The following is an 18,945-nucleotide window of genomic DNA, read 5'->3' on the forward strand; positions in this document are numbered from 1 at the left end:
GCCCGCCCGCCGCTCATGCGCCGTCCGCGCCCGCCACGTGCGCGTCGAGCACGTCGGCGTCGAAGCACGTGCGGTCGCCGGTGTGGCAGGCCGCCCCCACCTGGTCGACCTTGAGCAGCACGGTGTCGCCGTCGCAGTCGAGCGCGACGTGCCTCACCCACTGGACGTGGCCGGAGGTGTCGCCCTTCACCCAGTACTCCCCGCGGCTACGGGACCAGTAGGTCGCCCGGCCGGTCGTCAGCGTGCGGTGCAGGGCCTCGTCGTCCATCCAGGCGAGCATCAGCACCTCGCCGGTGTCGTGCTGCTGGACGATCGCGGGCACCAGGCCGTCCGGGTTGCGCCTGAGGCGGTCGGCGATCTTCTGGTCGAGGGCCATGGGCCAATTGTGCCGCAGCGCCGCCGTGCCCCCGCCGCTCCCCCGCCGCACCCCGCTGTGCCCCCTGAGCGCGCGCGGGACGGCGGGCGTCAGGCGCCCGTGACGAGGGAGAGGGGCAGCCCGCCCACCGGCCGCACCGTGTAGCCCTCGCCGCCCCGGTAGACGGACCCGGCGGTCCAGCGGGCGGTGTTGGAGGCGACCACGCGGCCCCCCGCGTTCACCAGGAACGCGGGCGCGGGGATCCCGCGCAGCGCGGGCAGCACGGCGCCCTCGAACCGGCGCACGAACACGTCGGCGGCCGCCACGCCCGCGAAGGCCCCCTCGACCGTCACGGGCACGGAGAGGGTGAGGCTGTACTCGTCGGTGCACAGGTAGTCGACGTACGGACCGCATACGGTGAGCTCGGCGCCGGACAGCGGGCCGGTGTACCAGTCCCAGTGCGTGTAGTCGTAGAAGGCGCTGCTCGACGGGTCGAGGTCGCGCAGCAGCTGGACGGGGTCGCCGGCCGGGTTCTCCTGCCACCACTCCAGGTACCAGGGCGCGTCGGCAAGCAGGCCGGGGGCGGCGATGAAGCCGATCCCGGCGATCAGCGCGGGCAGCGCCGGGACGCGGCCGGCGTCGAGGCGGGACCACAGCAGCGGCCGCAGCGCCGCGAGGTCGGCGACGACGGGCCGGCGGCCGCCCGCCGGGCGCAGGGACGCGACGGTGGCGGCCCGCACCTCGCGCAGCGCCGCGAACACGCCCTCGGCCGCCTCGCGGACCCGCGCCACGGCCTCGGCGGCGTGGTCACGGGCGGCGGGCGGTTCCGGGACCGGGACGGGTACGGAGGCGGCCACAGGGGCGTTCGCGGTCATCTCGTCTACTCCTGGAGCAGCAGCCGAAGCTCGATGAGGTGGTCTGTCGCGTCGAGCACGTGCCGCTCGGCGACGGCCCTCGCGCGGTCGCCGTCGCCGTCCTCGATGGCGCCGGCGATGGCCCTGTGCTGTGCCGCCATCTCATCGTGCCCGCTCAGGGAGCGCCGCGGAAGCCAGAGCAACGGTCCGATGTCGGCCTGTAACCGGATCTCCTCCCGGGTGAGCCTGGCCGACTGCGAGGCGGCCGCCACCTCGATGTGGAACCGTCCGTCGAGCCGCCGCAGCAGCGCGTACGCCTCGGGGGCCGGCTCGCACCCGTCACCGAGGGCCGCGGCCGCGGCGGCCATCTCGTCGAGGGAGCGCCGCAGCGGCGCGACGTCGCCGGGCAGCGCGCGCTGGGCGGCGAGCCGGGCGGCCGAGCCCGCGATGGCGGCGTAGTGGTCGCCGAAGTCGCGGATCTCGTCGGCCGCGAGCGTCCGCAGCCGGATCCCGGGGTCGAGCTCGGGCGGCACCCGGACGAAGCTGCCGCCGCCGCGGCCGCGGCGGGTCTCCACCATCCCCCGCTGCCGCAGCGCCATCAGCGCCTCCCGCAGGGTGACCGTCGACACGCCGAGGCGGCCGGCGAGCTCGGCCTCGCTGGGCAGCTGCTCCCCGTCGGCGAGCAGGCCGACGGCGATGGCGTCGGCGAGACGGCGGACCACGGCGTCGACCCTCGCGGTGCTGTCCACCGGCGAGAAGACGGCCAGGCGTGCCATGTTCACGGGCGCCCCCGCTGTCGTCGGCTCGTCCGGGTCCCGCTCCGGCGCCGGGAGGAAAGTTAACACAGTGATACCGGTCGGACCCTTTACGAGAAACATTTAACTCCATATGTTTCGGTTCATGCCAGACCAAGCAGTCAGCCTCCGGGGCCTGCGCAAGAGCTTCGGCGCCGTGCAGGCCGTCGCGGGAGTCGACCTCGACGTGGCGGACGGGGAGTTCTTCGCCATGCTCGGGCCGTCGGGCTCGGGCAAGACGACCGTGCTGCGCATGATCGCCGGGTTCGAGGCGCCCACGGCGGGGACGGTCGAGCTGGGCGGCCGCGACGTCACCCGCCTCGCGCCGTTCGAGCGCGACGTGAACACCGTCTTCCAGGACTACGCCCTGTTCCCCCACATGAGCGTGCTGCAGAACGTCGAGTACGGCCTGCGGGTGAAGAAGGTCCCCCGGGGGCCGCGCCGCGAGCGGGCCCTCGACGCGCTGCGCTCGGTCCGGCTGGAGGGGTTCGAGGGGCGCCGACCGGCGCAGCTGTCGGGGGGCCAGCGGCAGCGGGTGGCGCTCGCGCGCGCCCTCGTGAACCGGCCCCGGGTGCTCCTGCTGGACGAGCCGCTCGGCGCGCTCGACCTGAAGCTCCGCGAGGAGATGCAGGTCGAGCTGAAGGCCATCCAGCGGGAGGTCGGCATCACGTTCCTGTTCGTCACCCACGACCAGGAGGAGGCGCTCACCATGAGCGACCGGGTGGCGGTGTTCAACCAGGGCCGGATCGAGCAGGTCGGCACGCCCGCGGAGATCTACGAGCGGCCCGCCACGGCGTTCGTCGCCGGGTTCGTCGGCACCTCGAACCTGATCTCCGGCGAGGCCGCCGTCGCCGTGCTCGGCCGGGAGGGCACCTACAGCGTGCGCCCGGAGAAGCTGCGCATCGTGCCGGGCGACGAGACGCCCGGGCCGGACGAGCACAGCGCCGCAGGGACGGTCCGCGAGGTGGTCTACGCCGGGCCGTCGACGCGGTTCGTGGTCGATCTCGACGCGGGCGGCCGGCTGATCGCCCTCCAGCAGAACCTGCAGGTCTCGTCCATGGACGTGATGGCCCTGCGGGGCGCCAGGGTCACGCTCGCCTGGCACCGCCGCCACGAGTTCCCCGTCGCCGCCCCCGATCCCGACCCCGTGGCCGCCGGCGGCTGACCGCCGGCCGCCGCCCTCCCGGGCACCACCCGCACGCGCACAACCCCAAGGAGAACCACGATGCGGTCCCCCCGCCCGCGCCTCGCGCGGCCCAGCCTCGTCGTCACCGCAGCGCTGGCGCTCGCCGCCGTCGCCGGCTGCGGCGGCTCGTCCACCACCTCCGGCTCGGCCCCCGCGGGGGCCGGCGGCGGCGCCTTCACCCCGCCGAAGATCGAGGCGCTGAAGTCCCTCGGCGCCGGCGAGGGCCAGGTCAACCTCGTTGCCTGGGCCGGGTACGCCGAGGACGGCTCCAACGACCCCAAGGTCGACTGGGTCCACCCGTTCGAGAAGGCCACCGGCTGCACGGTCAACACCAAGACCGCCGGGACCTCCGACGAGATGGTCAACCTCATGAAGACCGGCGAGTACGACGCCGTCTCGGCCTCCGGCGACGCCTCGCTGCGCCTCATCGCGTCCGGGACGGTCGCCCCGGTCAACACCGGCCTGATCCCGAACTACAAGGACGTGTTCGACGGCCTCAAGCTCAAGCCGTGGAACTCGGTCAACGGCGTCGCGTACGGCGTGCCGCACGGCCGGGGCGCCAACCTGCTGATGTGGCGGTCCGACAAGGTCAGCCCGGCGCCCGACTCATGGAGTGTCGTCTTCGACCCCAACTCGCCGTACAAGGGGAAGGTCACGGCCTACGACTCGCCGATCTACATCGCCGACGCGGCCCTCTACCTGATGTCGGCCAAGCCCGAGCTCGGGATCAAGGACCCGTACGCGCTGGACGACAAGCAGCTCCAGGCCGCCGTCGACCTGCTCAAGCAGCAGAAGTCGATCATCGGCGAGTACTGGTCCGACTACACGAAGGCCGTGCAGTCGTTCAAGGGCGGCGACACGCTCGTGGGCACCACCTGGCAGGTCATCGCCAACCTCGTGAAGGCGGAGAAGGCCCCGGTCGACGTCACGCTGCCCAAGGAGGGCTCGACCGGCTGGTCGGACACCTGGATGGTGGCGGCGAAGGCCAAGCACCCCACCTGCGCGTACAAGTGGATGGACTGGATCATCTCCCCGAAGGTCAACGCCCAGGTGGCCGAGTGGTTCGGCGAGGCGCCGTCCAACTCCAAGGCGTGCCAGGAGACCTCGGACACGTCGTTCTGCGACACCTACCACGCGACCGACGAGAGCTACTTCTCCAAGGTCCACTACTGGACCACGCCGATCGCCCAGTGCCTCGACGGCCGCACGGACGTGAAGTGCACGGACTACTCACAGTGGACCCGCGCCTGGACCGAGATCAAGGGCTGACGCTCCCCCGCCCCGCCCGGGAGGCGGCTCCCGGGCGGGCGGCCGAACTGGAGGACCACCAATGACGACACCGGTCGTCGCCGCCGGGCCCCGGCGGCGGGCGGCGGCGTTCCTGCACCGGCACGCCGGCGTACGGCTGTCGCTGCTGCTGTCGGCCCCGCTGGCCTGGCTGGGCCTGGCGTACCTGGGCGCCCTCGCGGCCCTGTTGGTCACCGCGTTCTGGTCGACCGACGTCTTCACCGGCGACGTCGTGCGCGTCTTCACCTGGGCCAACTTCCACGACCTCGTCACCGGCGACGTCTACCGGACGGTGGCGCTGCGCTCGGTCGGGGTGGCGGTCGCGGTGACGGCGATCGACCTGGTGATCGCGTTCCCGATGGCGTTCGCGATGGCCAAGGTCGCCTCGCCCCGGGCGCAGCGGTGGCTGGTCATCCTGGTGCTCACCCCGCTGTGGGCGTCGTACCTGGTCAAGGCGTACGCCTGGCGGGTCATGCTGTCGTCGGACGGCGTCCTCGGCTGGGGGTACGGGCTGACCGCCACGATCCTGACCCTGTCGTACCTCTGGCTGCCGTACATGATCCTGCCGATCTACGCGGGGCTGGAGCGGCTGCCCGGGTCGCTGCTGGACGCGGCCGGGGACCTCGGCGCCCGGGGGTGGCGGACCTTCCGCACGGTCGTGTGGCCGCTGACGTTCCCGGCCGTCGTGGCCGGCTCGATCTTCACGTTCTCCCTGTCGCTGGGCGACTACATCACCGTGAAGATCGTGGGCGGCAAGTCCCAGCTCATCGGCAACGTGGTCTACGACAACATCGGCGCGGCCAACAACCTCCCGTTCGCGGCCGCCGTGGCGACCGTGCCGGTCGTGATCATGCTGGTGTACCTGGCGGCCGTGCGGCGCACCGGCGCCCTGGACAACCTCTGAAGGAGGCCCGGTGAACCTCTCCCGCACGGCCAGGATCGCGCTCCGGGCGGCGCTGGCGGCCGGCCTCGCCGTCGTCTACGTGCCGCTGGCCGTGGTGCTGCTCAACTCGTTCAACTCCGACCGGACGTTCGGGTGGCCGCCCGCAGGCCTCACCCTCCGCTGGTGGGGGACGGCCCTGGAGTCGGCGGGCCTGCGCGACGCGCTGTGGACCTCGGTCGAGGCGGGCCTCGGGGCGACGGCCGTCGCCCTTGTGCTCGGCACGATGGCGGCCTTCGCCGTGCAGCGGTACCGGTTCTTCGGCCGCGACACGGTCTCGCTGGTGATCGTCCTGCCGATCGCGCTGCCCGGCATCGTGACCGGCATCGCCCTCAGCAACACCTTCCACGCGGTGCTCGGCGTGCCCCTCGGCCTGCTGACCGTGATCGTCGGCCACGCCACCTTCTGCGTGGTGACCGTCTACAACAACGTGCTGGCCCGGCTGCGCCGCATGGGGCTGTCCCTGGAGGAGGCATCGGCCGACCTGGGAGCCGACACGTTCACGACGTTCCGCCTGGTGACGTTCCCGATGATGCGCTCGGCGCTGCTCGCCGGGGGCCTGCTGGCCTTCGCCCTGTCGTTCGACGAGATCATCGTGACCACGTTCACGGCCGGGGCGGGCGTCCGCACGCTGCCGATCTGGATCTTCGAGAACCTCTTCCGGCCCAACCAGGCGCCCGTCGTCAACGTGGTCGCTGCCGCCCTCATCGTGCTGTCGGTGATCCCGATCTACCTGGCCCAGCGCCTGTCGGGCGACAACGCCCGCGTCCAGGGCTAGGCCGGGCTAGGCCCCCGCCCCTGCGCGGTTCTACGAGGTCCTACGAGGTCCTACGAGGTCACGGCGCTGGTCCAGGAGGCGTACAGGTCGGCGTAGACGCCGGGCTCCTCCACCAGGACGTCGTGCGGGCCGCGCTGGACGACGCGGCCGTGCTGGAAGACGATGACCTCGTCGGCGGCCTGGGCGGTCGACAGGCGGTGGGCGATGGAGACGGCGGTGCGGCCGCGGGTGACGCCGTCGAGGGCGCGGGCCAGCCGCACCTCGGTGGCCGGGTCGACGGCGGAGGTGGCCTCGTCGAGCAGCAGCAGGTCAGGGTCGGCCAGGTAGGCCCGCGCGAGCGCGACGAGCTGGCGCTCGCCGGCCGACAGCGACTCGCCGCGCTGCCCGACCGGGGTGTCGAGGCCCGCGGGCAGGCCGTCGAGCCAGTCGGCGAGCCCCAGCTCGGTGAGCGCGAGCCGCACGTCGTCCAGGGTGGCCGAGGGCCGGCCGAACCGGATGTTGTCCGCCAGTGTGGAGTCGAACAGGAACCCGTCCTGGGGCACCATGACGATCCGCTCCCGCAGGCAGGAGAACCTGACCTTCCGCAGGTCGACGCCGTCGACCAGGACCCGGCCCGAGGTGGGGTCCATGAGCCGGGTCAGCAGCTTGGCGAACGTCGTCTTGCCCGAGCCGGTCTCCCCCACGATCGCCACCCGGGTGCGCGGCACGATCTCCTCCGACACCTCGTGCAGCACCGGGGCGCCCCCGGGGTAGGCGAACCCGACGTCCTCGAACCGCACGGAGATCGGGCCGCGCGGCAGCGTCACGCCGTCGCCTGCCGGGTCGGCCACGTCGGCCGGGGTGTCGAGCACGCCGAGGACGCGCCGCCAGCCCGCGATCGCGTTCTGGGCCTCGTTGAGCACCTCGGTCGCCGTCTGCAGCGGGCTGATGAACAGCGTGATCAGGAACAGGAACGCGATGAGCCGCCCGGCGCTGATCGTCCCCGCCGCTCCCAGCCCGACGCCGGCGACGACCACGAGGGCCACCGCGATCGACGCGACCAGCTCGGTGATGGGGAACGTGAACCCGATGATCTTCTGCGCCCTGGTCTGGGCCGCCCGCTGCCCGTCGACGGCCCGGTCGATCCGCTCGGCCGTGCGGTCCTCGGAGCCGTAGGCCCGGATCACCGCGCTGCCGACGACCGACTCGCTGACCGCGGCCAGCACGTCACCGGTGCGCTCGCGCACCCGGATGTACGCCCGGGCCACGAGCTTCTGGAAGCGGGGCAGCGCCACCACCAGCGGCAGGAAGCACCCCCACACCAGCAGGGTGAGCTGCCAGGAGTAGACGGCCATCAGCACGGTCGCGACGAGGAGCTGGCCGAACGCGACCACGATGACCAGGCCGCCCCACTGCATGAAGGCGCTGATCTGGTCGACGTCGCCGGTCACCCGCGAGACGAGCGCCCCGCGCCGCTCGCTGTTCTGGCTGAGCACGGACAGGTCGTGCACGTGCCGGAACGCCTTGCCCCGCAGGGTCGCCAGGCCCGACTCGGTCGACCGGTAGAGCCGGACGTTCATGAGGTAGCCGCACAGGGCGGTCAGCAGGACGGCGAGGGCGCACAGGACGATGGCGTTCCGGATGAACGGCACGTCGGGGGCGCCGCCTCCCAGGCCGCGGTCGATCACCTGCTGCACCGCGATCGGCACGATGACCTTGCCGACGGTGGCCAGGACGGCCAGCGCCAGGGTCCCGGCGAGGCCGCGGCGGAACTCGGGCGACAGCCGCATGCCGTGCCGGATCGTCTCCACGGCCGAACGCTCGGCCGCCCGCAGGCCGGTGGTCTCCTCCGTCACGGCGGTCACGCCACGACCTCCTCGTCGCTGTCGAGCGCGGCGCGCTCGGCCTCCTCGCGTTCGTAGGCCGTCACCAGCCTGCGGTAGCCCTCGCAGCGGGCCAGCAGCCGCTCGTGGGTCCCGTGGTCGGCCACGGCGCCGTGCTCCAGGTAGACGACCTCGTCGGCCAGCGCGATCGTCGCCATCCGGTAGGCCACCACGATCACCGTGGAGTCCCCAGCGCCGTCCCGCAGGCCGTACAGGATCCGCTTCTCCACCTGCGGGTCCACGCTGGAGGTCGCGTCGTCCAGGATGAGCAGCCGGGGACGGCGCACGAGCGCCCGGGCGAGCGCGACGCGCTGCCGCTGGCCGCCTGAAAGGGTCGCGCCGCGCTCGCCGACCTTGGTGTCCAGGCCGGACGGCAGCGCGCTGACGAACCCGTCCGCCTGCGCCAGCCGGAGCGCCGCCCAGATCGTCTCGTCGGGGACGGCGAGGCCGAGCGCGATGTTGCCCCGCACGGTGTCGTCGAACAGGAACGTCTGCTGGGGCACCAGGGCCACGGAGGCGCTGACGGCGCCCTTGGCCGCCTCGCGCAGGTCGGTCCCGTCGATCCGGACCGCGCCGGAGCCGGGGTCGATGAGCCGGGCGAGGAGCTGGGTGAGCGTGGACTTGCCCGAGCCGGTGGGCCCGACGACGGCGACCGTCCGCCCGGGCGCCACGGAGAACGTCACGTCCCTGAGGACCGGCGCCCCCTCGGCGTAGGCGTAGGTCACCCCCTCGGCCTCGATCGCGGCCGGGCCGGTCCCGTCGAGCTCCGCCGTGCCGTACTCCATGGAGCCGGTGGCGTCGAGGACGTCCCGCACCCGCGTCCAGCCGACGACGCTGCGCGGCAGCTCCGCGAGGACCCAGCCCAGCGCGCGGATCGGGAACGCCAGCAGCGTGAAGAGGTAGGCGATCTGGATCAGCTCGCCGGCCGCGACGCCGCCCGACTCCAGCCGCACCGAGCCGACCAGCAGCACGGCCAGCACGCCCAGCGTGGGCAGGGCCTCCAGCAGCGGGTCGAACAGGCCGCGCACGCGGCCGACCGCGATGTTGGCGTCGCGCAGCTCGTCGGCCCGGGCGCGGAACCGCTCGGCCTCGTCGTCCTCGCGGCCGAGCGTCTTCACCACGAGCGCGCCGTCGAAGCTCTCGTGGGCGACCTCGCTGACCTCGGCCCGCAGCTGCTGCGCCCGCATCGCGAGCGGCGAGAGGCGGCGCTGGTAGACGAGGTTGAGCACGGCCACGGCCGGGAAGATCAGGAAGCCGACGACGGCGAGCACCGGGTCGACCAGAACGATGGCGGTGGCGGCGGTCACGAGCATCACGACCACGCCGACGGCCATCGGCAGCGGCGCGAGCGGCGCCCAGGCGGCCTCGACGTCGGCGTTGGCGTTCGACAGCAGCTGCCCGGTCGGATGCCGGTGGTGCCAGCTCAGGGGCAGCTTCAGGTACTGGCGGGTGACCGCGCGGCGGGTGCGGGCCTGCATCCGGTACTGCATGACGCCGGCCAGGATGCGCCGCCCCATGATCCCGGCGGCCTTGAGGACGGCGACGCCGACGATCAGCATCGCGGCTATCACGAGCGTGCCCCCGCCGATCCCGCCGCGGGCGAACGCGGGCAGGACGGCGTTGTCGGTCGCCCAGCCGAGCGCCCAGGACGACGCCACCGTCATCCCGCCGTACACGGCGCTCGCGAGCACGGCGGCGGTGAAGATCCGGGGTTCCGCCTTCACGGCCACGCCGATGACCCGCAGACCTCGGAGCATGACGGAGCTGTTCTCCCGCGCGGGGGACTCCTTGGTCGGCACGCGGAGCGTTCCTCTCGCTCGGGGACGGTATACGCATGGGACGGTACACAGGCCGGGGGCACCCGCGGATCGGCCGCCCGGCCGACGCGCTACCAAGCCTTTAGTCCTAGTTACTCCCTATCATCCGGATCAAGCGGTTTATTCCGGCCACGTGCCCTGCTCCGGTGGACGCCCCGCCGGGACCGCGGACACGGCCGTCACGCGGCGGCGGAGCGCGGGGGCGGGGAGCGCGGGGCATAGGGTGATCGCGTGACACACGTCCGGGCTGAGCGCGCCGCGCTCTGCGACCTGCTGGACCGGCTCGGTCCCGACGCGCCCACGCTCTGCGCGGGATGGACGACCGCCGACCTCGCCGCCCACCTCGTGCTCCGCGAGCGCCGCCTCGACGCCGCCGCGGGCATCGCACTGCCGTTCCTGGCGGGCCACACCCGCTCGGTGCAGGAGGGGCTCAAGCGCCGCCACTCCTACCCCGCGCTCGTCGGCCTCGTCCGGGAGGGCCCGCCCGCCTGGACGCCGTACGGGCTGGTGCCCGGGCTCGACGCGGCCGTGAACACGCTGGAGCTGTTCGTCCACCACGAGGACGTCCGGCGGGCGCAGCCGGGCTGGGAGCCCCGGCGGCTGCCCGCCGAGCAGGAGGACCTGTTCTGGGACCGCGTCAGGCGCGGGGCGCGGCTGTTCCTGCGCCGCTCGCCGGTCGGGGTCGTGCTCCGCCGGCCCGACGGCACACGGGCGCCCGGCAGGCGGGCGGAACCGGCCGTCGTGGTCACCGGGGAGCCCTCCGAGCTGCTGCTTTTCGCCTTCGGGCGGCAGGCCCACGCCAGGGTCGGCTACGACGGCGACCCGGACGCCGTGGCCCGGCTGCGGGAGGCCCCGTTCGGCATGTGACGGCATGAGGGCGATCTCCCCGAATTCCGCACTTAAAGATTGGGCATGGGGCAGCATGAGGGCAGCGCACGATGTTTGGAGCTCCCCATGAACGTCAAAAAGGTGCTGACCTATCTGGTGGTGGCCTTCGTGATCTTCTATCTGTTCACGCAGCCCGCCAACGCCGCCGCGGCCGTGAAGAGCCTGTTCGGCGGCGTCAGCACGGGCGCCGAGCGCCTGTCGGCCTTCTTCACCTCGCTGGTCTCCGGCTGAGCCCCGGCGCCGGGGCGGCCACGCTCCCGGCGGCCGGCGGCTGATCGGCGGGCGATCGGCCCGGGGCGGTGCGCACCCTTCTCAACCTGCGAGACGGCGCCCATACCAAGGTCGGGATGGAACGGGCTCATGGCTTCCCGGCTAGTTATGATCATTCCTGTCGCCGGGTACAAACGACCGGGAAACCGACCGCAGGAGGCCCCCCTATGCAGGTCAAGAAGGTTCTTACGTACGCGGCCATCGCGTTCGTGGTCTTCTACCTCTACAGCCAGCCGCAGGCCGCCGCCGGCGCTGTGAAGGGCGTGTTCAGCACCGTCAACACGGGCGCGAGCCGCTTGGCGACCTTCTTCACGACGGTTCTGAGATGATCTGACGCCGCTGAGGAGCTGACGGGAGCCGCCCATCGCCCTGGCCGGCGCGAGCCGGCCGCTCTCCCCCACGGCACGCCGTACCGGCCGGGACGCCTCGCCCCCGGGACGGCGGCACGGCGGCTCTTCCATCGACGGCCTCGCCGTGTTACGCAGTCAGGATGACAGAGCGCCACAGCGTCGCCGACGCCCAGCGGCTCGACCCGGCCGCCCGGCGGATCCTCGAACGGGCCGAGATCGACGGCGTCGAGCTCGTCCGCTTCATCTACGCCGACCACGGAGGCGTGATCCGGGGCAAGTCGGCCGGGCGGCGCCGTCTCGCCGACCGGCTGGTCACGGGCATCGGCCACACGGTCGGCATGATGGCGATGTCCATGCTCGACCATCTCCAGCCGGTCGAGGGCATGGGCCCGGTGGGCGAGGTGCGCATCGTCCCCGACCCCGCGACGTACGTCCCGCTCCCCTACGCGAGCGGCGCCGCGGCCATGGTCTCCGACCTCCGCCGCGTCGACGGCGGCCCGTGGGAGGCCTGTCCCCGCACGTTCCTCAAGGACGCGGTCGCGGAGCTCGGCTCGGAGGGGTACGCCCTCGTCGCCGCGTTCGAGCCGGAGTTCACGCTCGGGCGGCGGCTGCCCGACCCGGCGGGCGGGCCCGACCGCCTCATCCCCCTCGACGACAGCCTGTGCTACGCCACCTCGGGCTTCGACCTCGCCCACGACTACACGATGCAGCTGATCCGGGCCCTGGAGGCCCAGGGCGTCGCGATCGAGCACTACTACCCCGAGCTCGGAGCCGGGCAGCAGGAGCTGTCCATCCGGCCCGCGACGGCCCTGCGGGCCGCGGACAACCAGGTGCTCTACCGGGAGACCGTGCGAGGCGTGGCCTTCCGCATGGCGATGTGGGCGAGCCTGGCACCCAAGCCGCTCCCCGACCAGGCCGGCAACGGTGCCCACCTGCACGTCTCGCTGTGGGACGAGGCCCTGGAGCGCAACCTGTTCGCCGACGGCGGGGGCGGGCTGTCGGACCTCGGCCGCCGCTTCATGGCCGGCGTCCTGCATCACCTGCCCGCCCTGGTGGCGCTCACCTGCGCGAGCGTGAACAGCTACCGCCGCCTCCAGCCGAGCATGTGGGCCGGCGCCTACGCCTGCCACGGCGTGGACAACCGCGAAGCGGCCGTCCGGGTCTGCTCGCCCATGGCCGGCAACGTCGAGGCCACGACCAACCTGGAGATCAAGCCGTCGGACTCCAGCGCCAACCCGTACCTGTCGCTCGGCGCGGTCATCCACGCCGGGCTCGACGGGATCCGCCGCGAACTCGACCCGGGGGAGCCCGTCGGCGTCGACCCGGCGACGCTGGACGACGAGGAGCGGGCCCGCCTCGGCTGCGCGCGGCTGCCCGCCTCCCTCGGGGAGGCGCTCGACGCGCTGGAGGCCGACGAGCTTCTGATGGAGGCCCTCGGCCCGCTGCGGCGCACCGCCTACCTCGCCGTCAAACGGTCGGAGGTGGCGGACTTCGCCGGTCAGGACGCGGCGTACGAGGCCTTCCACCACTTCCGGGTCTTCTGACCCGCCCGCTCAGAAGGCGTACGGGCCGAACCGCGCCCAGGCCACGACGGCGGCCAGGAGCAGCAGCACCACGTTGAAGGCGATGGGCAGCCACTCCTTGCGGCGTGCGTGGGTGGCGGCCGCGCCGATCATGAGCACGACGACGCCCACGGCCGCGAGCGGCGTGAGCACGGGCGCGATCCCGGTCAGCCCGGGGAGGACGAGGCCGAGCGCGGCCAGCACCTCCAGCGCCCCGATCGTCTTCAGCACCGGCGGGGAGAAGTCCTCAGCCCACGCCATGTTGGGGGTCGCGGCGAGGGCCTCCTTCGACTTGGCCAGCTTGCCCGCTCCCCCCGCCAGAAAGACGAGGGCGAGCAGTACCTGGATGATCCATATGGCGACGTTCACACGTGTCTCCTCAAATGCTTGAAGCGTCAAGCGAAGGCTAGAGAGTAAGTATTTGACACGTCAAGTAGTTGCCGGACGGCGGGTGACGCGGGTGTAATCGCTTCGTGGCTCCCGTCAGCATCAGGGAGGTCGCCGCGCGTGCCGGGGTCTCCCCCGGGACGGTCTCCAACGTGCTGAACCGTCCCGAGAAGGTCGCTGCGGCCACCCGGGAGCGGGTCGAGCGGGCCGTCCGCGAGCTGGGCTTCGTGCGCCACGGCTCGGCGTCGTCGCTGCGCGCGGGCCGCACCAGGACGATCGGCCTGTCCGTCATCGACATCGGTAACCCCTTCTTCACGGAGGTCGCGGCCGGCGTGGAGGACGTGGCGAGCGAGCTCGGGTACGCCGTGATCCTCGGCAACTCCGCCGGCGACCCGGCCAAGGAGGAGCGCAACCTGCTGGTCCTGGCCGAGCAGCGGGTGCGCGGCGTGCTCATCACCCCCACCGGCGACGACCCCGCTCCCGTCGACCGGATCCGGGCGCGGGGCATCGACCTCGTCCTGGTGGACCACCCCGCCCATCGGCCCGACATGTGCTCGGTCGCGGTCGACGACGTCGCGGGCGGGTCGCTCGCCGCCGCCCACCTGCTGGACCGCGGCGCGCGCCGGATCGCGTACGTGGGCGGGCCGCCGTCGATCCGGCAGTGCCGCGACCGGCTGGAGGGCGCCCGCCGGGTCGTGCGGCGGGCCGGGACGGACCGCGTGCCGGCGCTCGCCGAGCTGGTGGTGCCCGCGATGACCGGACGGTGCGGGCAGGAGGCCGCCGAGGCGCTGCTCGCGGAGCGGCCGCTGCCGGACGCCGTGTTCTGCGCCAACGACCTGCTCGCGCTGGGACTGCTGCGCGGGCTGCTGCAGGCCGGGGTGCGGGTGCCCGGCGACGTGGCGCTGATCGGCTACGACGACATCGACTTCGCGGCGGCCTCGGCCGTGACGCTCACCTCGATCCGCCAGCCGACCCGCCGCCTCGGCCGGATCGCCACCCGGCTGCTGCTGGACGAGTGCGGCGACCCCGAGGGCCACGTCCACCAGCAGATCACGTTCCACCCCGAGCTGGTGGTGCGCGAGTCGACGGCCCGGCCGCCGGACTAGGGGGTGCCCGCCGCGCCCTTCCGGTGGCGAACGGCCTCCCCGGACGGCGCCGGCCCGTCGCCCCGGCCGTCCAGGTACCGGAAGGCCTCCGGCGCCGGGTCCGTGCCGGCGCGCAGGGCCGCCTCCAGCCGCCCGGCCTCGGCGGCGAACGCGTCGATCCGCCCGGCCGCGTCCGCGCATCCGGCCGACGCGGCCAGCAGTTCCTCGTAACGGGGGATCAGGTCGCGCAGCCCCTCGATCTGCCCGCGGGCCGCGTAGGCGCGCTCGGCCCCGGCCACGCGCCCCGCGTAGCGCTCCAGCGCCTCGACACGGGCGGCGACGGCGGCCTCGGTGCGGCGGAGCGCCCGTTCCAGCGGCTTGGCCGCCGCGCGCACCTCCGGGGTGGTCCCGTCCGCGACCAGGACGGCGTGCTCGGCCCGCAGTGCGGACAGCGCGGCGAGGAGCCGGGCGACCTCCCACTCCTCGGCGGGCAGGGCGATCCGGTCGCGGACGTCGTCGAGCAGGCCGTCGGCGCCGACCCGGGAGGACAGCACCGTGCGGACGGCCCCCCGGGCGCGGCCGAGCAGGGCAAGCGCCGGCCCGTCGAAGTCCGGCGGCAGCAGGTAGCGGCCGTCATAGCGGCGCGCGGCGGCACGCACCCGGCCCCGGCGGGCGGCGGCCCGGCCGGCTCCGTAGATGCCGGCACCCGCCGGCGCCGCCACCAGGCCCGTGACGAGCGGGCCCGGGTGCGCCACCAGCAGGACCAGGACGGTCAGCGCGAGCACCGGCCACAGGGCGGCGGCCAGGAGAAGGCGGACGCAACGGCGGGCGGCCGCTCCGGACCTCAGGCGCGTCAGGAGGTCCTCATGGGCCCGCAGGAGCCCGGCCGCCGGGGCGGGCACGGCGGGGTCGACGACGACGCCCGGATGCTCCGGCTCCGACGCGACCTGCCCCGCCACTGCCACCCGCACTCCCCCGGCCGCGGTCTCCCCCCGGCCGCGGTGGGAAGATCATAACCACGCGCCGCCTCCGGCTCCCCGTTGCGCGCACCCGGGCGTGGCGGTGCCCGGCGGGGCGTGGCGGTCGTCAGCGGGCGTGACGGTGGTCAGCGGACGCAGCCGTGCTCGGCGGGCGTGGCCGTGGTCGGCGGTCGTGGCTGCCCGGCGGGACGTGCCGGTGGTCGGCGGGACGTGCCGGTGCCCGGCGAGGCGTGGCGGTGGTCAGCGGGCGTGGCGGTGCTCGGCGAGCTCGTACTCGACGAAGGCGCCGATCATGGCCCGCCAGACGGCCTCGGCCACCTCAGGGGACAGCCCGGTGCGCGAGGCCCGCTCCCGTGCCGCGGCCAGCACGCGCTCCACCCGGTCCGGCGCCCGTACGGCCTGCTCGTCGCCCTTGAACGCGGCGGCGGCGCGGACCAGCCGCTGCCGGTCGGCGAGCAGCGTGGTCATGCGGGCGTCGAGTTCGTCGATGCGGCGGCGGACCTCCTCGAGCGAGGTGGGTTCGGACACGAAAGCCTCCCGGTTGCGCGTGATCACCGGCCACCCTATGGGATCGCGGCGCGGGTTCCGGCCCAGGCCGCGGCCCCGGGGCGACGCCCCGGTACGGCGCCGGCAAGGGCCGGTGCAACGGCAGCCTGTTCCAGGGTCCCGTGGGAAAAGACAGGCGCCCGAGAGGGAAAGGGATCTCCCGGCGGCCGCCCCGCATGCGGTCGATCCGCCTGGACCGGCCCCGGCGCGCCAGCTCACGATGGAAGGGCCAATCCGGATCGCCGCGCTCCGCGGCCGTGGATCGGACAGGAGGCACTCTATGCCCGCCAAGCGATTCCCGAGCATGCTCGGCCTCGCCGTCGTCACCGCCTTCGGCCTCGTGGCGCTGCAGTCGGGCGAGGGGTACGCCGCCCCCGCCGCCCCCTCGTCGTCCACCGGCCTCGCCGTCGTCGCCGCCGTCCCGGCCGACTTCGTCCAGGGCGACGACGACACCGCGAGCGACGACTGGTCCGGCCGCGGCTCCCAGGAGCAGCAGCAGGAGCAGAGCCAGTCGGGCGGCGGCTCCTCGGAGAGCTCGACCGGCAGCAGCTCCAGCGACGACGACTGACCGCCCCGAGGGGGGCGCGGCCCCGGGCCGCGCCCCCTCGCGGAGTGATCAGCGGACCGGGTGACCGGCCGCCCGGAGGGTCTCCTTGACGTCGTGGATCTTCAGCTGGCCGAAGTGGAACACCGACGCCGCCAGGACGGCGTCCGCCCCGGCCTCGACCGCGGGCGGGAAGTCCTCCAGCCGCCCGGCCCCGCCCGACGCGATCACCGGCACCGTGACGGCCGCGCGGACGGCGCGCAGCATCTCCAGGTCGTAGCCCGACCGGGTGCCGTCGCCGTCCATCGAGTTCAGCAGGATCTCCCCGACGCCGAGCTCCTCGCCGCGCCGGGCCCACCCGACCGCGTCGATGCCGGTGCCCCGCCTGCCGCCGTGGGTCGTCACCTCGAACCCGGACGGCGTGGGCGGGCCGTCGACGACCCGGCGGGCGTCCACGGACAGCACGATGCACTGCGACCCGAACCGCCGGGACGCCTCGGTCAGCAGCTCCGGCCGGGCGATGGCGGCCGTGTTGATCCCGACCTTGTCGGCCCCGGCGCGCAGCAGCCGGTCGACGTCCTCGACCGCCCGCACTCCCCCGCCGACCGTCAGCGGGATGAAGACCTGCTCGGCCGTGCGGCGGACCACGTCGAGCATGGTCTCCCGCTCGCCGGACGAGGCCGTGATGTCGAGGAACGTCAGCTCGTCGGCCCCTTCGGCGTCGTAGCGCCTGGCCAGCTCGACGGGGTCGCCCGCGTCGCGCAGGTTCTCGAAGTTGACGCCCTTCACCACGCGCCCGGCGTCCACGTCGAGGCAGGGGATGACCCGCACCGCGACCGTCATGCCGTCACCTCCCCCGCGGGCTCAGCCGTCCCCATGGGCCCGGCCTCCCGCCCGGTACGCCTCGACCTCCACCTCTACCAGCATGCGCGCGTCCACCAGGCCGGCGACCTGGACGCTGGTGCAGGCCGGGCGGACCACGCCGAAGATCTCCCCGTGGGCCCGGCCCACGGCGTCGAAGTCGTCGGCGTTCACGACGAACAGGCGGGTGCGGACCACGTCGGCGAGCGACGTGCCGGCCTTCTCGACCGCGTCGAGCGCGATGGAGAACGCCGTGAGCGTCTGCCGGTAGGCGTCGCCCACGTGCTGCACCTCGCCGCCGACCGTGGCGGTGCACCCGGACACGAGCACGTGCGGCCCGGCCACGACGGCGCGGGCGTAGCCGTAGCGGTCCTCCCAGGGACCGCCGGACGAGATGCGCCCCGGGGGCATGCTGCCGCTCATCCCGCGCTCACCGCCGCCAGCGCCTCCTCCAGCGTGAACGCCTGGGCGTACAGCGCCTTGCCGACGATGGCGCCCTCGACGCCCTCGGGGACGAGCGTGGCCAGCGCCCGCAGGTCGTCGAGCGAGGAGACCCCGCCGCTGGCGACCACAGGCCTGTCGGTCCGCGCGCAGACCTGGCGGAGCAGGTCGAGGTTGGGGCCGCGGAGCGTGCCGTCCTTGGTGACGTCGGTCACCACGTAGCGCGGGCAGCCCTCCGACTCCAGCCGGTCGAGCACCTCCCACAGGTCGCCGCCGTCCTGGGTCCAGCCGCGGGCGGCGAGGGTCGTGCCCCGCACGTCGAGGCCCACGGCGATGCGGTCGCCGTACTCGGCGATCGCCTTGGCGCACCACGCGGGATCCTCCAGGGCGGCCGTGCCGATGTTCACCCGGCGGCAGCCGGTGGACAGCGCGGCCGTCAGCGAGGCGTCGTCGCGGATGCCGCCCGACAGCTCGACGTTCACGTCGAGCGTGCCGACGACGGAGGCCAGCAGCTCGCGGTTGGTGCCCCTGCCGAAGGCGGCGTCGAGATCGACCAGATGGACCCACTCGGCGCCGGCCTCCTGCCAGGCGAGAGCCGCGGCCAGGGGATCGCCGTACGACGTCTCCGTCCCCGCCTCCCCCTGGACCAGACGGACGGCCTGGCCGTCCGCTACATCGACGGCCGGGAGCAATACGAGCGACATTTCGGTCAGGACCTCCGGTCAAAGACGATGGTGACGAGCACCGGGACGAGCAGCAGCGACACGAGCAGCACGCCGAGCCGGGCCATCCAGGAGTCGAGCAGGATCCAGGCCAGCACCTGGACCAGGAACCAGAGCACGGCGAGCACGCCGTTCTGGGTGCGGCGCCGGCGGGCCCGGTAGCCGCCCTGCCGGGCGACCCGAACAGGACGCGGGAGGACCGCGGTCACCCGGCCGCGCAGCTCGCGCCGCCTGGCCGCCCGCGCCTCCCGCTCGGCCCGCGCGGCCGCCTCGCGGGCGCGCTCGGCCTCGCGCTCCGCCCTGCGGCGGGCCCGCTCCCTGCTCATGCGACCTCCTCGCCTGACGGCTCGGAGCCGCATTCGCGAAACGCGCAGTGCCTGCTTATTCGCTCGCTCCGCTCGCTCATGCCACCTCCTCGCCTGACGGCTCGGAGCCG

The 18,945-nt window shown here is 73.9% G+C and carries 22 protein-coding genes; 10 read left to right on the forward strand and 12 right to left on the reverse strand.

Annotated features, from left to right (window positions below):
• Nucleotides 1–13: 13 nt before the first annotated feature.
• The 3 genes from hisI to MPTA5024_RS08550 all read right to left on the reverse strand — a co-directional run bounded on the left by hisI (nt 14) and on the right by MPTA5024_RS08550 (nt 1,985).
• The gene (gene hisI / locus MPTA5024_RS08540; RefSeq protein WP_036321309.1) at nt 14–376 is read right to left on the reverse strand and encodes a phosphoribosyl-AMP cyclohydrolase; all 363 of its coding nucleotides are present in this window, start codon (nt 374–376) and stop codon (nt 14–16) included.
• 89 nt (nt 377–465) lie between these two features.
• Nucleotides 466–1,230, reverse strand: coding sequence for a cache domain-containing protein (locus MPTA5024_RS08545; RefSeq protein WP_198167014.1), 765 nt, complete (start codon nt 1,228–1,230; stop codon nt 466–468).
• Between the two features lie 5 nt (nt 1,231–1,235).
• A complete protein-coding gene (locus tag MPTA5024_RS08550) occupies nt 1,236–1,985 on the reverse strand; it encodes a FadR/GntR family transcriptional regulator (protein WP_036323695.1) in 750 nt (249 codons plus the stop codon).
• A 124-nt stretch (nt 1,986–2,109) separates the two neighbouring features.
• Between MPTA5024_RS08550 and MPTA5024_RS08555 the strand changes: the two genes are divergently transcribed.
• From MPTA5024_RS08555 to MPTA5024_RS08570, 4 genes are all read left to right on the forward strand, one after another.
• The gene (locus MPTA5024_RS08555) at nt 2,110–3,168 is read left to right on the forward strand and encodes an ABC transporter ATP-binding protein (RefSeq protein ID WP_036323697.1); all 1,059 of its coding nucleotides are present in this window, start codon (nt 2,110–2,112) and stop codon (nt 3,166–3,168) included.
• A 60-nt stretch (nt 3,169–3,228) separates the two neighbouring features.
• On the forward strand, nt 3,229–4,458 hold the full coding sequence (locus MPTA5024_RS08560) for an ABC transporter substrate-binding protein (RefSeq protein ID WP_036321310.1): 1,230 nt from the start codon (nt 3,229–3,231) through the stop codon (nt 4,456–4,458).
• A gap of 61 nt (nt 4,459–4,519) precedes the next feature.
• Nucleotides 4,520–5,380, forward strand: coding sequence for an ABC transporter permease (locus tag MPTA5024_RS08565; RefSeq protein ID WP_036321312.1), 861 nt, complete (start codon nt 4,520–4,522; stop codon nt 5,378–5,380).
• Nucleotides 5,381–5,390: 10 nt separating this feature from the next.
• Nucleotides 5,391–6,194, forward strand: a complete 804-nt coding sequence (locus tag MPTA5024_RS08570; protein ID WP_036321314.1) for an ABC transporter permease — start codon at nt 5,391–5,393, stop codon at nt 6,192–6,194.
• A gap of 50 nt (nt 6,195–6,244) precedes the next feature.
• Here MPTA5024_RS08570 and MPTA5024_RS08575 read toward each other — a convergent pair whose 3' ends face one another.
• Together MPTA5024_RS08575 and MPTA5024_RS08580 are read right to left on the reverse strand one after the other, a co-directional pair.
• Nucleotides 6,245–7,963: an ABC transporter ATP-binding protein gene (locus MPTA5024_RS08575; protein ID WP_157099420.1), complete on the reverse strand. Its 1,719-nt coding sequence runs from the start codon at nt 7,961–7,963 to the stop codon at nt 6,245–6,247.
• Nucleotides 7,964–8,034: 71 nt separating this feature from the next.
• Nucleotides 8,035–9,813, reverse strand: a complete 1,779-nt coding sequence (locus MPTA5024_RS08580) for an ABC transporter ATP-binding protein (protein ID WP_036323700.1) — start codon at nt 9,811–9,813, stop codon at nt 8,035–8,037.
• Nucleotides 9,814–10,104: 291 nt separating this feature from the next.
• Between MPTA5024_RS08580 and MPTA5024_RS08585 the strand changes: the two genes are divergently transcribed.
• From MPTA5024_RS08585 to MPTA5024_RS08590, 4 genes are all read left to right on the forward strand, one after another.
• The gene (locus tag MPTA5024_RS08585) at nt 10,105–10,740 is read left to right on the forward strand and encodes a TIGR03085 family metal-binding protein (RefSeq protein ID WP_036321318.1); all 636 of its coding nucleotides are present in this window, start codon (nt 10,105–10,107) and stop codon (nt 10,738–10,740) included.
• 87 nt (nt 10,741–10,827) lie between these two features.
• Entirely contained in the window at nt 10,828–10,992 is a 165-nt protein-coding gene (locus tag MPTA5024_RS41955; RefSeq protein ID WP_198167017.1) for a hypothetical protein, read from the forward strand.
• Nucleotides 10,993–11,198: 206 nt separating this feature from the next.
• Nucleotides 11,199–11,360, forward strand: coding sequence for a hypothetical protein (locus MPTA5024_RS41960; protein ID WP_198167018.1), 162 nt, complete (start codon nt 11,199–11,201; stop codon nt 11,358–11,360).
• Nucleotides 11,361–11,521: 161 nt separating this feature from the next.
• Nucleotides 11,522–12,925: a glutamine synthetase family protein gene (locus tag MPTA5024_RS08590; RefSeq protein WP_051457851.1), complete on the forward strand. Its 1,404-nt coding sequence runs from the start codon at nt 11,522–11,524 to the stop codon at nt 12,923–12,925.
• A gap of 9 nt (nt 12,926–12,934) precedes the next feature.
• Here the strand turns inward: MPTA5024_RS08590 and MPTA5024_RS08595 are convergent, their stop codons facing one another.
• A complete protein-coding gene (locus MPTA5024_RS08595) occupies nt 12,935–13,312 on the reverse strand; it encodes a DoxX family protein (RefSeq protein WP_036321320.1) in 378 nt (125 codons plus the stop codon).
• A gap of 104 nt (nt 13,313–13,416) precedes the next feature.
• Between MPTA5024_RS08595 and MPTA5024_RS08600 the strand changes: the two genes are divergently transcribed.
• Nucleotides 13,417–14,436, forward strand: coding sequence for a LacI family DNA-binding transcriptional regulator (locus MPTA5024_RS08600; protein ID WP_036321322.1), 1,020 nt, complete (start codon nt 13,417–13,419; stop codon nt 14,434–14,436).
• Here the strand turns inward: MPTA5024_RS08600 and MPTA5024_RS40710 are convergent.
• Both MPTA5024_RS40710 and MPTA5024_RS43305 read right to left on the reverse strand, forming a co-directional pair.
• Nucleotides 14,433–15,380, reverse strand: a complete 948-nt coding sequence (locus MPTA5024_RS40710; RefSeq protein ID WP_198167019.1) for a hypothetical protein — start codon at nt 15,378–15,380, stop codon at nt 14,433–14,435. The genes MPTA5024_RS08600 and MPTA5024_RS40710 overlap by 4 nt on opposite strands.
• A 255-nt stretch (nt 15,381–15,635) precedes the next feature.
• Nucleotides 15,636–15,923 (reverse strand): chorismate mutase, encoded by a 288-nt coding sequence (locus MPTA5024_RS43305; RefSeq protein ID WP_036323709.1) that lies wholly within the window; start codon nt 15,921–15,923, stop codon nt 15,636–15,638.
• A 298-nt stretch (nt 15,924–16,221) separates the two neighbouring features.
• Between MPTA5024_RS43305 and MPTA5024_RS08615 the strand changes: the two genes are divergently transcribed.
• Nucleotides 16,222–16,509 carry a hypothetical protein gene (locus tag MPTA5024_RS08615; RefSeq protein ID WP_036321325.1) on the forward strand — a complete coding sequence of 96 codons (288 nt, stop codon included), beginning with the start codon at nt 16,222–16,224 and terminating at the stop codon, nt 16,507–16,509.
• A gap of 48 nt (nt 16,510–16,557) precedes the next feature.
• On the opposite strand, the gene hisF is transcribed toward MPTA5024_RS08615, so the two are convergent.
• The 4 genes from hisF to MPTA5024_RS08635 are packed head-to-tail and all read right to left on the reverse strand — an operon-like array spanning nt 16,558 to nt 18,835.
• The gene (hisF, locus tag MPTA5024_RS08620) at nt 16,558–17,328 is read right to left on the reverse strand and encodes an imidazole glycerol phosphate synthase subunit HisF (protein WP_036321327.1); all 771 of its coding nucleotides are present in this window, start codon (nt 17,326–17,328) and stop codon (nt 16,558–16,560) included.
• A gap of 21 nt (nt 17,329–17,349) precedes the next feature.
• The gene (locus MPTA5024_RS08625; RefSeq protein WP_036321329.1) at nt 17,350–17,769 is read right to left on the reverse strand and encodes a RidA family protein; all 420 of its coding nucleotides are present in this window, start codon (nt 17,767–17,769) and stop codon (nt 17,350–17,352) included.
• Nucleotides 17,766–18,491, reverse strand: a complete 726-nt coding sequence (priA, locus tag MPTA5024_RS08630) for a bifunctional 1-(5-phosphoribosyl)-5-((5-phosphoribosylamino)methylideneamino)imidazole-4-carboxamide isomerase/phosphoribosylanthranilate isomerase PriA (RefSeq protein ID WP_036321331.1) — start codon at nt 18,489–18,491, stop codon at nt 17,766–17,768. The genes MPTA5024_RS08625 and priA overlap by 4 nt, the downstream gene beginning before the upstream one ends.
• A 5-nt stretch (nt 18,492–18,496) precedes the next feature.
• A complete protein-coding gene (locus MPTA5024_RS08635; RefSeq protein ID WP_036321333.1) occupies nt 18,497–18,835 on the reverse strand; it encodes a hypothetical protein in 339 nt (112 codons plus the stop codon).
• Nucleotides 18,836–18,945 lie beyond the last annotated feature (110 nt).

The sequence above is a fragment of the Microbispora sp. ATCC PTA-5024 genome, from assembly GCF_000511135.2.
GTDB lineage: Bacteria > Actinomycetota > Actinomycetes > Streptosporangiales > Streptosporangiaceae > Microbispora > Microbispora corallina.